The organism is Pantoea sp. Ap-967 (assembly GCF_011752565.1).
In the GTDB taxonomy this organism is placed as follows: Bacteria; Pseudomonadota; Gammaproteobacteria; order Pseudomonadales; family Pseudomonadaceae; genus Aquipseudomonas.
Genome location: NZ_VWXK01000006.1, coordinates 70,293 through 83,564, shown reverse-complemented (window position 1 = coordinate 83,564; position 13,272 = coordinate 70,293). Strand labels below are relative to the sequence as shown.

General features: G+C 64.0%; 10 protein-coding genes. 5 read left to right on the top strand and 5 right to left on the bottom strand.

Going from position 1 to position 13,272, the window contains the following annotated elements; translation table 11 throughout:
* Positions 1 to 27 precede the first annotated feature (27 nt).
* The 3 genes from guaA (at position 28) to tadA (ending at position 3,631) form a co-directional block, all read left to right on the top strand.
* Positions 28 to 1,605: a glutamine-hydrolyzing GMP synthase gene (guaA, locus tag F3J45_RS08595; protein ID WP_167060321.1), complete on the top strand. Its 1,578-nt coding sequence runs from the start codon at positions 28 to 30 to the stop codon at positions 1,603 to 1,605.
* Positions 1,606 to 1,769: 164 nt separating this feature from the next.
* Positions 1,770 to 3,152, top strand: a complete 1,383-nt coding sequence (locus tag F3J45_RS08590; RefSeq protein WP_167060318.1) for a multicopper oxidase family protein — start codon at positions 1,770 to 1,772, stop codon at positions 3,150 to 3,152.
* Entirely contained in the window at positions 3,149 to 3,631 is a 483-nt protein-coding gene (tadA, locus tag F3J45_RS08585; RefSeq protein ID WP_370526362.1) for a tRNA adenosine(34) deaminase TadA, read from the top strand. The genes F3J45_RS08590 and tadA overlap by 4 nt, the downstream gene beginning before the upstream one ends.
* Before the next feature lie 169 nt (positions 3,632 to 3,800).
* Here tadA and mltF read toward each other — a convergent pair whose 3' ends face one another.
* Positions 3,801 to 5,258, bottom strand: coding sequence for a membrane-bound lytic murein transglycosylase MltF (gene mltF / locus F3J45_RS08580; RefSeq protein WP_167060311.1), 1,458 nt, complete (start codon positions 5,256 to 5,258; stop codon positions 3,801 to 3,803).
* A 271-nt stretch (positions 5,259 to 5,529) separates the two neighbouring features.
* Between mltF and purL the strand changes: the two genes are divergently transcribed.
* Both purL and F3J45_RS08570 read left to right on the top strand, forming a co-directional pair.
* Positions 5,530 to 9,429, top strand: coding sequence for a phosphoribosylformylglycinamidine synthase (gene purL, locus F3J45_RS08575; RefSeq protein WP_167060308.1), 3,900 nt, complete (start codon positions 5,530 to 5,532; stop codon positions 9,427 to 9,429).
* A 4-nt stretch (positions 9,430 to 9,433) separates the two neighbouring features.
* Positions 9,434 to 9,745, top strand: a complete 312-nt coding sequence (locus F3J45_RS08570) for a YqfO family protein (protein ID WP_167060305.1) — start codon at positions 9,434 to 9,436, stop codon at positions 9,743 to 9,745.
* 9 nt (positions 9,746 to 9,754) lie between these two features.
* On the opposite strand, the gene F3J45_RS08565 is transcribed toward F3J45_RS08570, so the two are convergent.
* From F3J45_RS08565 to tatA, 4 genes are all read right to left on the bottom strand, one after another.
* Positions 9,755 to 11,860: an HET-C-related protein gene (locus tag F3J45_RS08565; protein ID WP_167060302.1), complete on the bottom strand. Its 2,106-nt coding sequence runs from the start codon at positions 11,858 to 11,860 to the stop codon at positions 9,755 to 9,757.
* 83 nt (positions 11,861 to 11,943) lie between these two features.
* Positions 11,944 to 12,705, bottom strand: a complete 762-nt coding sequence (tatC, locus tag F3J45_RS08560; protein ID WP_167060299.1) for a twin-arginine translocase subunit TatC — start codon at positions 12,703 to 12,705, stop codon at positions 11,944 to 11,946.
* Positions 12,702 to 12,992: a Sec-independent protein translocase protein TatB gene (tatB, locus tag F3J45_RS08555; RefSeq protein WP_167060295.1), complete on the bottom strand. Its 291-nt coding sequence runs from the start codon at positions 12,990 to 12,992 to the stop codon at positions 12,702 to 12,704. Before tatB ends, tatC begins: the two co-directional genes overlap by 4 nt.
* A complete protein-coding gene (gene tatA / locus F3J45_RS08550; RefSeq protein WP_205300254.1) occupies positions 12,992 to 13,216 on the bottom strand; it encodes a twin-arginine translocase TatA/TatE family subunit in 225 nt (74 codons plus the stop codon). Before tatA ends, tatB begins: the two co-directional genes overlap by 1 nt.
* Positions 13,217 to 13,272 lie beyond the last annotated feature (56 nt).

Sequence of the window (13,272 nt, the reverse complement as noted above, 5' to 3'; positions counted from 1 at the left end):
TCCGATTTCCACTGACGAGATTGAGTCATGGCCCTCGACATTCACGCTCACCGCATCCTGATCCTCGATTTCGGTTCCCAGTACACCCAGCTGATCGCCCGCCGCGTGCGCGAAATCGGCGTGTACTGCGAGCTGCACCCATTCGACATGGACGATGAAGCGATCCGCGAATTCAACCCGCGCGGCATCATCCTCGCCGGCGGCCCCGAGTCGGTCCACGAAGCCAACAGCCCGCGTGCCCCACAGGCCGTATTCGACCTGAACGTGCCGGTACTGGGCATTTGCTACGGCATGCAGACCATGGCCGAGCAGATGGGCGGCAAGGTCGAAGGTTCCGAGCTGCGTGAGTTCGGCTACGCCCGTGTCGACGTGGTTGGCAAGAGCCGCCTGCTCGACGGCATCGAAGACCACGTCGACGATGACGGCGTACTGGGCCTGGACGTGTGGATGAGCCACGGCGACAAGGTCACCCAGATGCCAGGCAACTTCCACGTGCTGGCCAGCACTCCCAGCTGCCCGATCGCCGGCATGTTCGACGACAGCCGCGGCTACTACGGCGTGCAGTTCCACCCGGAAGTGACCCACACCAAGCAGGGCGGTCGCATCCTGTCGCGCTTCGTGCAGGACATCTGCGGCTGCGAAGCCCTGTGGACCCCGTCCAACATCGTCGAAGACGCCATCGCCCAGGTGCGTGAGCAAGTCGGTTCGGCCAACGTCCTGCTGGGCCTGTCCGGCGGCGTCGACAGCTCGGTGGTTGCTGCGCTGCTGCACCGCGCCATTGGCGACCAGCTGACCTGCGTATTCGTCGACAACGGCCTGCTGCGCCTGCACGAGGGTGACCAGGTGATGGCCATGTTCAAGGAGAACATGGGCGTCAAGGTAATCCGCGCCGACGCTGAAAAGCAGTTCCTCGACAACCTGGAAGGCGAAGCGGACCCGGAGAAGAAGCGCAAGATCATCGGCCGCACCTTCATCGACATCTTCGATGCCGAAGCCAGCAAGCTGGAGAACATCCAGTTCCTCGCCCAGGGCACCATCTACCCGGACGTGATCGAGTCCGCTGGTGCCAAGAGCGGCAAGGCCCACGTGATCAAGTCGCACCACAACGTCGGTGGCCTGCCTGAGGAAATGAACCTCAAGCTGGTCGAGCCGCTGCGCGAGCTGTTCAAGGACGAAGTCCGCAAGATCGGCCTGGAGCTGGGCCTGCCGTACGACATGGTCTACCGCCACCCGTTCCCAGGCCCGGGCCTGGGCGTGCGTATCCTGGGTGAAGTGAAGAAGGAATACGCCGACATCCTGCGCCGCGCCGACCATATCTTCATCGAAGAACTGCGCAAGGCCGACTGGTACCACAAGACCAGCCAGGCCTTCGTGGTGTTCCAGCCGGTGAAATCGGTGGGTGTGGTAGGCGATGGCCGCCGCTACGCCTGGGTCGTGGCCCTGCGTGCCGTCGAAACCGTGGACTTCATGACCGCGCGCTGGGCGCACCTGCCGTACGAGCTGCTGGAAACCGTCAGCGGCCGTATCATCAACGAAATCGAAGGCATCTCGCGCGTTACCTACGACGTGTCGAGCAAGCCGCCGGCCACTATCGAGTGGGAATGAGTTGAGCCACAAGGGCGCCGCAAGGCGCCCTTGTTGTATCTGCCCTCAGCACAGGAGAAACAATACTTCACTTAATATTTCCCATTTGCAGGTGTATCGTATTCGCCCTTCACCGCCAGCCCTGCTGGCAGCTTGATTGCACCGCTCACGAGGTACCCGCACCGATGTCCTTCACCCGTCGACAAATGCTCAAGGGCCTCACCGGCCTGGTTGTGGTTGGCCTGGGCGCCGGTGGCGCGGCGCGTTACTGGCTCGGCAAGGTCGAGGACGACAACGCCGGGCATGACTACGAGCTGATCGCCGCCCCCCTGGACGTCGAGCTGGTGCCGGGCTTCAAGACCGAGGCCTGGGCCTTCGGCCCGTCGGCGCCAGGCACTGAGTTGCGGGTGCGCCAGGGCACCTGGCTGCGGGTGCGCTTCATCAACCACCTGCCGGTGGAAACCACCATCCACTGGCACGGCATTCGCCTGCCGCTGGAAATGGACGGCGTGCCCTACGTCTCGCAGTTGCCGGTCAAGCCGGGTGAGTACTTCGACTACAAGTTCCGCGTGCCGGACGCCGGCAGCTACTGGTACCACCCCCACGTCGACAGTTCCGAGGAGCTGGGGCGCGGCCTGGTCGGCCCGTTGATCGTCGAGGAGCGCGAGCCGACCGGCTTCCAACATGAGCGCACGCTGAGCCTGAAGAACTGGCACGTGGACGAGCAGGGCGCCTGGCTGCCCTTCAGCATCCCGCGCGAGGCAGCGCGCAACGGCACCGCGGGACGGTTGATTACCATCAATGGCCAGGCTGACTCGGTCACGGAACTGCCAGCTGGCCAGGTGGTGCGGGTGCGCCTGCTGAACTTGGACAACACCTGGACCTACCGCCTCAACCTCAAGGGCAACTGCGAGGCGAAGATCTATGCCCTGGACGGCAACCCGGTGACCCCTCGGGCACTGGACGACGAATACTGGCTCGGCCCCGGCATGCGCATCTGCCTGGCCATCCGCATTCCCGAGGTGGGCGAGGAAGTTTCCCTGCGCGACGGTTTTGTGCGCCTGGGCACCCTGCGTTCAGTGGCCAGCAACGCGGCGCCGGGCGATTGGCCCAAGGCCTTGCCGGCGAACCCGATTGCCGAGCCGGACCTGGAGAATGCCGAAAAGCTCAACTTCAATTTCGAATGGGCGGCCAGCGTTTCGGTCGACGCCAACCCAGACAAGCCGTCGAGCATGTGGCAGATCAACGGCCAGGCCTGGGACATCACCGACAAGACCTGCGCCGACCGGCCAATCGCCACGCTGAAGAAGGGCAAGAGCTACATCTTCGAGCTGAAGAACATGACCCAGTATCAGCACCCGATTCACCTGCATGGCATGAGTTTCAAGGTGATCGGTTCCAATCGCCGCCAGATCCCCGAGCCTTACTTCACCGACACCTACCTGCTGGGCAAGAACGAACGTGCCCAGGTGGCCCTGGTGGCCGATAACCCCGGCACCTGGATGTTCCATTGCCACGTGATCGACCACATGGAAACCGGCCTGATGGCCGCGATCGCGGTGGTGTGATGCGCCCGCAGATCATCGATCGCAGCCGCGATCAGGAATTCATGCGCCTGGCCCTGGCCCTGGCCGCCGAGGGTGCGGCCATGGGCGAGGTGCCGGTGGGGGCGGTGCTGGTGCAGCATGGCCAGGTGCTCGGCCAGGGCTTCAACCGGCCGATCATCGACAGCGACCCCAGCGCCCATGCCGAGATGGTGGCCATTCGTGCGGCGGCCCAGGCGGCCAGCAACTACCGGCTGCCAGGCAGCACCCTGTACGTGACCTTGGAGCCCTGCAGCATGTGTGCGGGGCTGATCGTGCATTCGCGGGTGGCGCGGGTGGTGTTCGGCGCGCTGGAGCCCAAGGCAGGCATCGTGCAGAGCCAGGGGCAGTTCTTCGCGCAGGGCTTTCTCAACCATCGGGTGATGGTGGAGGGCGGGGTGCTGGCCGAGGAGTGTGGGCAGATCCTGAGTGAGTTCTTCAAGGCCCGCCGCGCCAAGGCATGACCTGCCCTGAAAGCCTGCGCTGACCGGGTAGGAGCGAGCGTAGCTCGCGATGGGGCGCGCAGCGGCCCCGGTTTTGCAGCTCCGCGGCACGAATGCCGGGGCTGCTTTGCAGCCCATCGCGAGCTGCGCTCGCTCCTACCAGGGCCACCGTCAACGGGTGAGATCGGTTTTACATCGGCGGCGACTGGTCCGCAGGTTTGTCCTTGTTCACCCCTGGCACATGCAGCGCACCCTCGGCCACCTGGCCTTCGAGCTGTGGCTGGGTCACCCAGGTGAGAATGTCGTAGTAGCGCCGGATGTTGGCCACGAAGTGCACCGGTTCACCGCCACGGGCATAGCCGTACTTGGTCTGCCGGTACCACTGCTTCTGCGAAAGGCGCGGCAGCATTTTCTTCACGTCCAGCCACTTGTTCGGGTTCAGCTTCTCGCGCTTGGCCAGGGTGCGGGCGTCGTCCAGGTGGCCGGTGCCGACGTTGTAGGCGGCCAGGGCGAACCAGGTGCGGTCCGGCTCCTTGATGCTGTCGTCGAGCTCTTCCTTGATCTTCATGAAGTACTTGGCGCCGCCCTGGATACTCTGCTTGGGGTCCAGGCGGTTGGACACGCCCATGGCCTGTGCGGTGCGTTGGGTCAGCATCATCAGGCCGCGCACGCCGGTCTTGGAGGTGACCTCAGGCTGCCACATCGACTCCTGGTAGCCGATCGCTGCCAGCAGGCGCCAATCGACCTGCTCGACCTTGGCGTAGCTCTTGAAGTGCTTCTCGTACTTGGGCAGGCGCTGCTGCAGGTGCTGGGCGAAGGTGTAGGCACCCACATAGCCGAGCACGTCGACATGGCCGTAGTAGCGGTCTTTCAGGCGCTGCAGGGTGCCGTTCTTCTGGGCCTTGTCGAGGTATTCGTTGATTTCGTTGAGCAGGCTGTTGTCTTCGCCGGCGGCCACCGCCCAGCGCTGGTCGCGGGTGTCGCCCAGGTCGAAGGCCACCCGCACGTTGGGGAAGTACACTTGGTTCATCGCCAGTTCGTTGGAGTCGACCAGGGTCAGGTCGATCTGCCCTTCGTCGACCATGCGCAGCAGGTCGACCACTTCGACGGCGTCGGACTCTTCGTACTGCAGGCCTGGGTACTGCTTCTTCAGCTCGGCCAATTGGTCGGCGTGGCTGCTGCCCTTGAGCACCATGATCTTCTTGCCGACCAAACCCTTGGCGTCGGTGGGGCGAGGGCGGCCGTTGCGGTAGATGACCTGCGGCGTCACTTCCAGGTAGGGGTGCGAGTACTTGACCTGGGCCTGGCGCCGTTCGCTGCTGACCAGGCCGGCTGCCGCCAGCACAGGGCCTGAGGGCTTGCCCAGGGCGCCATAGAGTTCATCGAGGTTGTCGGCGGTTTCAATCTGCAGCTTGACGCCCAGGTCATCGGCAAAGTGCTTGACCAGCTCGTACTCGAAGCCGGTTTCGCCGTTGCGGTCCTGGAAGTAGGTGGCCGGGCTGTTGCGGGTTATCACGCGCAGCACGCCGTCCTCCTTCACGCGCTCGAGGGTGCTGGGTTTTTCAACGCAGGCACCGAGCAGTAGAAAGAGTCCGGTTGCAATCAGCCATTTGGCGCAACGCTGGCGCAAAGCAGTGTGGGCGAACATAGGTTGCAGTATACGCAAAGGACCGGCCCAACCATATCTCGACAACGGTTAGCTTGTCTGGTAGCGCGTTGTGTGGTTGGGCCTGCCATTGGAGGAGCGGCGCTCGATCTCCCCGGCGCAGAATCACCCAAGGCAAACCCCCTCTGAAATTTGACCCCAAAGTCCGGTTCCACCGCCCGGCAGCCACGGCGTAGAGCGGGTGCCGCAAGCCATCGAATTAGGCTAGAATGCACGGCCTCTAAGCACACCCCTTCCTGAGGCTGTCCCGACGATGTTGATCCTGCGCGGCGCTCCTGCCCTTTCTGCCTTTCGCCACGGTAAATTACTCGAGCAACTGAGCCAGAAAGTCCCCGCTGTTACTGGTTTGTATGCCGAATTCGCCCACTTCGCCGACGTTGACGGCGAGCTGACCGCCGACCAGCAGCAGGTGCTGGGCCGTCTGCTCAAATACGGCCCGAGCGTGCCGGTACAGGAGCCGACCGGCCGCCTGTTCCTGGTCGTGCCGCGCCTGGGCACCATCTCGCCATGGGCCAGCAAGGCCAGCGACATCGCCCACAACTGCGGCCTGCAGTCGATCCAGCGCCTGGAGCGCGGCATCGCCTACTACGTTGCCGGCAACCTCAGCGACGCCGATGCACAACTCATCGCCGCCGAACTGCACGACCGCATGACCCAGCGCGTGCTGGCCCAGCTGGAGCAGGCGTCGGACCTGTTCAGCCACGCCCAGCCCAAGCCGATGACCTCGGTGGATATCCTCTCCGGTGGCCGCGCCGCCCTGGCCCAGGCCAACCTCGACCTGGGCCTGGCCCTGGCCGAAGACGAGATCGACTACCTGGTCAACGCCTTCCAGGGCCTCAAGCGCAACCCGAACGACATCGAACTGATGATGTTCGCCCAGGCCAACTCCGAGCACTGCCGCCACAAGATCTTCAACGCCAGTTGGGACATCGACGGCCAGGCTCAGGAAAAGAGCCTGTTCGGCATGATCAAGAACACCTACCAGATGCACAACGAAGGCGTGCTGTCGGCCTACAAGGACAACGCCTCGGTCATCGTCGGCAACGTTGCCGGGCGCTTCTTCCCGAACCCTGAAACCCGCCAGTACGGCGCGGTGCAGGAGCCGGTGCACATCCTGATGAAGGTCGAGACGCACAACCACCCGACCGCCATCGCCCCGTTCTCCGGCGCCTCCACCGGCTCCGGCGGCGAAATCCGCGACGAAGGCGCGACCGGCCGTGGCGCCAAGCCCAAGGCCGGCCTGACCGGCTTTACCGTGTCCAACCTGCGCATTCCGGGCTTCGAGCAGCCGTGGGAGCAGGCCTACGGCAAGCCTGAGCGCATCGTCGATGCCCTCGACATCATGATCGAAGGCCCACTGGGCGGCGCTGCGTTCAACAACGAATTCGGCCGCCCAGCCCTGACCGGCTACTTCCGTACCTTCGAGCAAGCCATCGACACCCCGCACGGTGAAGAAGTGCGCGGCTACCACAAGCCGATCATGCTCGCTGGCGGCATGGGCAACATCCGTGAAGACCACGTGCAGAAGGGCGAGATCACCGTTGGCGCCAAGCTGATCGTGCTCGGCGGCCCGGCCATGCTCATTGGCCTGGGCGGCGGCGCCGCGTCGTCGGTGGCCACCGGTGCCAGCTCGGCCGACCTGGACTTCGCCTCGGTACAGCGCGAAAACCCTGAAATGGAACGCCGTTGCCAGGAAGTCATCGACCGCTGCTGGCAGCTGGGCGACGCCAACCCGATCGCCTTCATCCACGACGTCGGTGCCGGCGGCATTTCCAACGCCTTCCCGGAACTGGTCAACGACGGCGGCCGTGGTGGCCGCTTCGAGCTGCGCAACGTGCCCAACGACGAGCCGGGCATGGCCCCGCACGAAATCTGGAGCAACGAATCGCAGGAACGCTACGTGCTGGCCGTCAGCGCCGAGGACTTCGAGCGCTTCCAGGCGATTTGCGAACGCGAGCGTTGCCCGTTCGCAGTGGTCGGTGAGGCCACCGAAGAGCAGCACCTGACCGTTACCGACAGCCACTTCGACAACACCCCGGTCGACATGCCGCTCGACGTGCTGCTGGGCAAGCCGCCGCGCATGCACCGTTCGGTTACCCGCGAAGCCGAGCTGGGCGATGATTTCGACCCAAGCCAGCTGGACCTGGACGCCGCCGTGCAGCGCGTGCTGAGCCACCCGGCCGTGGCCAGCAAGAGCTTCCTGATCACCATCGGTGACCGCACCATCACCGGCCTGGTCGCCCGCGACCAGATGGTCGGCCCGTGGCAGGTTCCGGTGGCCGACTGCGCCGTCACCGCCACCAGCTTCGACGTCTACACCGGTGAAGCCATGGCCATGGGCGAGCGTACCCCGCTGGCTCTGCTCGATGCCCCGGCGTCCGGGCGCATGGCGATTGGCGAAACCATCACCAACCTGGCCGCCTCGCGCATCGAAAAACTGTCCGACATCAAACTGTCGGCCAACTGGATGTCCGCCGCCGGCCACCCGGGTGAAGACGCGCGCCTGTACGATACCGTCAAGGCCGTGGGCATGGAGCTGTGCCCGGAGCTGGGCATCACCATCCCGGTCGGCAAAGACTCCATGTCGATGAAGACCAAGTGGAGCGAAGAGGGCGTCGAGAAGAGCGTCACCTCGCCGATGTCGCTGATCATCACCGGCTTCGCCCCGGTCACCGACATCCGCCAGACCCTCACCCCGCAACTGCGCATGGACAAGGGCGAGACTGACCTGATCCTGATCGACCTGGGCCGCGGCAAGAACCGCATGGGCGCCTCGATCCTGGCCCAGACCTACGGCAAGATCGCGGCCCAGGCACCGGACGTCGACGACGCCGAAGACCTCAAGGCCTTCTTCGCCGTGATCCAGGGCCTGAACGCCGACGGCCACCTGCTGGCCTACCACGACCGTTCCGACGGCGGCCTGCTGACCACCGTGCTGGAAATGGCCTTTGCCGGCCACTGCGGCCTCGACCTGCACCTCGACCCGCTGACCGACAGCAAGGGCGACGTGCCGGCCATTCTGTTCAACGAAGAGCTGGGCGCGGTCATCCAGGTTCGCCAGGATGCCACCCCGGACGTACTGGCACAGTTCAGCGCCGCTGGCCTGGGCGAAGAGTGCGTGGCGGTGATCGGCAAGCCGATCAACAACGGCGAAGTGTCCATCAGCCTCAACGGCGAAGTGCTGTTCGACGACGACCGTCGCATGCTGCAGCGCCAGTGGGCCGAAACCAGCTACCAGATCCAGCGCCTGCGCGACAACGCCGACTGCGCCGACCAGGAATTCGACCTGCTGCTCGAAGAAGACAACCCAGGCCTGTCGGTCAAGGTTGGCTACGACGTCAACGACGACATCGCCGCGCCGTACATCAAGAAGGGCGTGCGCCCGCAAGTGGCGATCCTGCGCGAGCAGGGCGTCAACGGCCAGGTGGAGATGGCGGCGGCCTTCGACCGCGCAGGCTTTGCCGCCATCGACGTGCACATGAGCGACATCCTGTCTGGCCGCATGGACTTCGAAGCCTTCAAGGGCCTGGTCGCCTGCGGTGGCTTCTCCTACGGTGACGTGCTCGGTGCCGGTGAAGGCTGGGCCAAGTCGGCGCTGTTCAACAGCCGCGCCCGCGACGCCTTCCAGGCCTTCTTCGAGCGCACCGACAGCTTCGCCCTGGGCGTGTGCAACGGTTGCCAGATGATGTCCAACCTGCACGAGCTGATTCCGGGCACCGAATACTGGCCGCACTTCGTGCGCAACCGTTCGGAGCAGTTCGAGGCGCGCGTGGCCATGGTCGAGGTGCAGAAGTCCAACTCGATCTTCCTGCAGGGCATGGCCGGTTCGCGCATGCCAATCGCCATCGCCCACGGTGAAGGCCATGCCGAGTTCGCCAGCGAAGACGCACTGCTCGAAGCCGACCTGTCCGGTTGCGTGGCCCTGCGCTACGTCGACAACCACGGCAAGGTCACCGAAGCCTACCCGGCCAACCCGAACGGCTCGCCGCGGGGTATCACCGGCCTCACTAGCCGCGACGGCCGCGTGACCATCATGATGCCGCACCCTGAGCGTATGTTCCGCGCCGTGCAGAACTCCTGGCGCCCGGATGAGTGGCAGGAAGACGCCGCGCTGATGCGTATGTTCCGCAACGCCCGCGTCTGGGTGAACTAAGGCGGTGCACAAGCTCGCCTTCTTCGTCCCGGCCAGCCATGTGCAAGTGGTCAAGGCCGCCGTGTTCGCCGCCGGAGGCGGGCGCATCGGCGACTACGACCACTGCGCCTGGCAAACCCTGGGCCAAGGCCAGTTTCGCCCCCTGGACGGCAGCCAGCCGTTCCTTGGGCAAACCGGCCAGGTCGAGGTGGTGGAGGAGTGGAAGATAGAGCTGGTGGTGGCTGACGACCTGGTCGCCCAGGTCGTTGCCGCATTGCGCCAGAGCCATCCGTATGAAACGCCAGCCTATGAGGTCTGGCGTTTGCTCGATTACTGACCTGGCGGCCTACCGGCTCCAGGGGGCAGGCCCGGTATCGGGCAGATTGACGACGTCCCAGTAGCTGGTATCGGTTATCTCCTCGATTTCTTCGATATGCTTCACGGCCTCGTCCAGGCGGCTCTTGATCGCATTAAACGCGCTCTCCAGCTCGTCGCGTTGCAACTGCCGAAGCGTTTCCAGCGATTTGCCCTGCTCGACTTTTTCAGGGTTCTCCCTGGCCCATTTGTCGACTGTCTGCTCGAACCACTCAGCGTCGTTGGGGTGGACTATGAAGCGTTCGGCTACCTCCCGTGGGTCGCCTGCCTCCGTTCCCGTCGATGTCCAGTGCTGGTACATGGCGCGTCCGACATCCCGCACGGCCAGTGCCGCCAGCAGCACAGCCAGGCCATGGAACGGATGGGTGTCGTGGTCTTTGGCCAGCTGTGAGTGGGTGGCCATGATGCTGGCGTCCTGGTTGGGGTCGCCTCCCAGGTGGTGTTGCAAGGTCGCGATATGGTCGCCAGCCCATTTCAGCAGGGGCTTCTTGATAAGGTTGCTGGCATAGTCGACGGCTTTGCTTGGCACTTCGGCGATCTGTATCACTCCCTGTAGCCATTCATACGCCGCGCTACCCCTGATGCCATCGCGTGCGTTGAGGTACAGCTCATACGCCTTGACCAGAAACGGGTCCTCGTCCTTGAGCAAGATCAGCATGACATTGTCGAAGTCGCTGCGCTCACCGGCCTTCGGAGGTGGGGCGTCGTTGTCTGTATACAGCAGGTTGGCCAGTGGGTCGCTGACGCTGCCGACGATATCCAGCGCACCGAACATGCCCGTGATGACAGGAATGTCATGGCGGCTTTCTGCCCTCGATTCGATACGGGGCGTCCACACCAGCACTTCACCGTGCCCCAGCTTGCGCAAGCTGAGCTCGATGAAGTTGGAATGGGCGAAATAGTCTTCCAGCACATGCAGGGCCTCACCGAACAGGCGCATGCCTGTTGCTGTCATGCCTTCCTTCTTGGCCGCCTCCAGTTGCTTGACCATATAGGCGAGCGGCCGGCGGATGTAGCGCTTCATCGAGCGCTTGGGCAGTACCTTGTTGGCGACATGTTCAGGCAACACCAGGGCGGTGAATTCAGGGTCGATGCTGCGTGGGTCGAATGCCTCCCGGTCCAGCGTGGTGGGGTTGTCGATATGCTCGTGGGCGCGGTAGACACCCAGCATTTTCGGGGTTACCCGGTAGTTTTCACGCCCTTCTGGCGTTTGCTGCAAGGCCTGGAATGCCTTGAGGCCGAACAGGTCGACGATGGCGGTCAGCTTTTCCCGGGAAACCCTTGGCAGATTGCCTGAAATGATGGCTTGAAGAATCTGTGCGGTGTCGACGCCGGCATTTTCCTGTGGCTGAACGATCTTGGGGTCGATCAGCTGCGAGTAATCACGCAGCCAGTTACCAAAATAGATGGCTTGGCGTTGCGCCTCGTCAAAACCTACGGCTTCCAAGCCGTCTTCGATGGACTGGTGGCCGTAGGAGTGACGGGCGTTTTTGTCACCGCGCCCCGCGGAAAAGCGGTTTACCCGGTACTGGCTGCTGTCCGGGATGCTGAGCGTCAATTGATGTTCGGTGCCTGCCTCGGTAACGGTGGCGATCGTGCCGCCAGAGGTGAGCGGCTTGGTGTAGAACAACAGGGTGCGCACGAAGTCAGCCTTGACTGCTTCGGCCCCAGGCGTCTCAACCTCTGGCAGGCCAAGCGCGGTGGAGCCTCGCAGCAATAGGTGCTGCACGTGCAGCGCGAATGCACCTAGCAACGCGATCATGAGCGGGGCGGTGGCGGCGGGCTCGTCAATGGCACGGGCGACTGCATCGTGCTGCACCTGTATCAGGCCCGTTTGGCTGTCGTACGTGCAGGCCAGGTCGCTGTCCTGGCTGATCTGGCACGGCGGGTTGCTGAAGGCCTTGGCAATCAGCTCCTTGTGCAGGTGCATGAACAAGGCAGGGGGCAGGCGGCTGCCAAACACCGGCCTGAACAAGTGCGTGAACATCTGCACGTCCATGCTGGATGCCAGTTCGGCAAAGTGATCGAGGGCGAACGTGCTGTTGAATGAAGAAAGGTCGGGATGCTGGTCGTTCATCGTAACTACCTGATTCGAATGAACGGCCAGCATGTGCAAGCGGTGGCCTGAAATGCAGGCGGTAGTGCTACCGGTACAGGCCCCTAGTGCCCTGCAACTTCACGGCTGCCAGGCGATGGCTCACGCACCAGGGTGCACGCCACCAGCCCCAGTTCGAACAGCATCCACATCGGCACCGCCAGCATGGTCTGCGAGAACACATCCGGCGGCGTGAGGATCATCCCCACCACGAAGCAGCCAACGATCACGTAAGGCCGGCTGCGCCGCAGCGTTGGCACATCGGCCACGCCCACCCACACCACGATGAACGTTGCCACCGGGATTTCGAAGGCCAGGCCGAATGCCAGGAACAACGCCAGGATGAAGTCCAGGTACTGGCTGATGTCGGTCATCATCGCCACGCCGTCCGGGGTCGCGCTGGCGAAGAAGCCGAACATCATCGGGAACACCAGGAAGAACGCGAAGGCCATGCCGGCATAGAACAACAGGATGCTCGACACCAGCAACGGCAGGGCAATGCGCCGTTCACGGCGGTACAGGCCCGGCGCCAGAAACCCCCAGGCCTGGTGCAGCAACAACGGCATGGCAACGAACACGGCGCACATCGCGGTGAGCTTGAACGGTGTCAGGAACGGTGAGGTGACGCTGGTGGCGATCATGCTGGCGCCTTCCGGCAAAAACCGCCGTAGCGGCTCGGAAACCAGCGTGTACAAGGCCTGGGCAAACGGGAACAGGCCGGCAAACACCAGCGCCAGCAGCGCCAGGCAGCGCACCAGGCGTTTGCGCAGGTCGCGCAGGTGCTCGGTCAGCGGCATGCTGGCCGCTGGGTCCATGGCACGCTTCATAAGGTGTTTTCCTTGGGCGTCGGGGCCGTAGCTCCATCATTGGCCGGCTCCGCGTTCAGGCTGATGCCCTGGCGGATTTCCTGCTCCAGGCGCTGCAGTGGGGCGCTGTCGAACGCAGGCATGTCGATTTCACGCTCCATCTGCGTGCGCAGGCCCTGCATGGCCCGGCGCGCCTGGCCGAGTATGCGGCCCAGGGTTCGCGCCGCCACCGGCAGGCGTTCCGGGCCGAGCACCAGCAGCGCGACGACGCCCACCAACAGCAGTTCGCTGAAGCCGATCTCGAACATCAGCCCTGGCGATCCGCTTGCGGCTGCTGGGCGGCCTGCTGGGTCACGGGCGGCTGCTGCTGAACGTGGGGCGCGCCTGGCGCCTCATCGCCGCCCATGGACTTGCGAAAGCCTTGGATCGCTTCGCCAACGTCGCTGCCCAGGCCTTTGAGGCGCTTGGTGCCAAACAGCAGGAACACGATCAGCAGTACGATCACCAGTTGCCAGATTCCGATGCCACCCATTGCCACTACTCCTGTAAGGTCATGAAAACGAAGGCCAATCCTGCCTTGTGCGGATG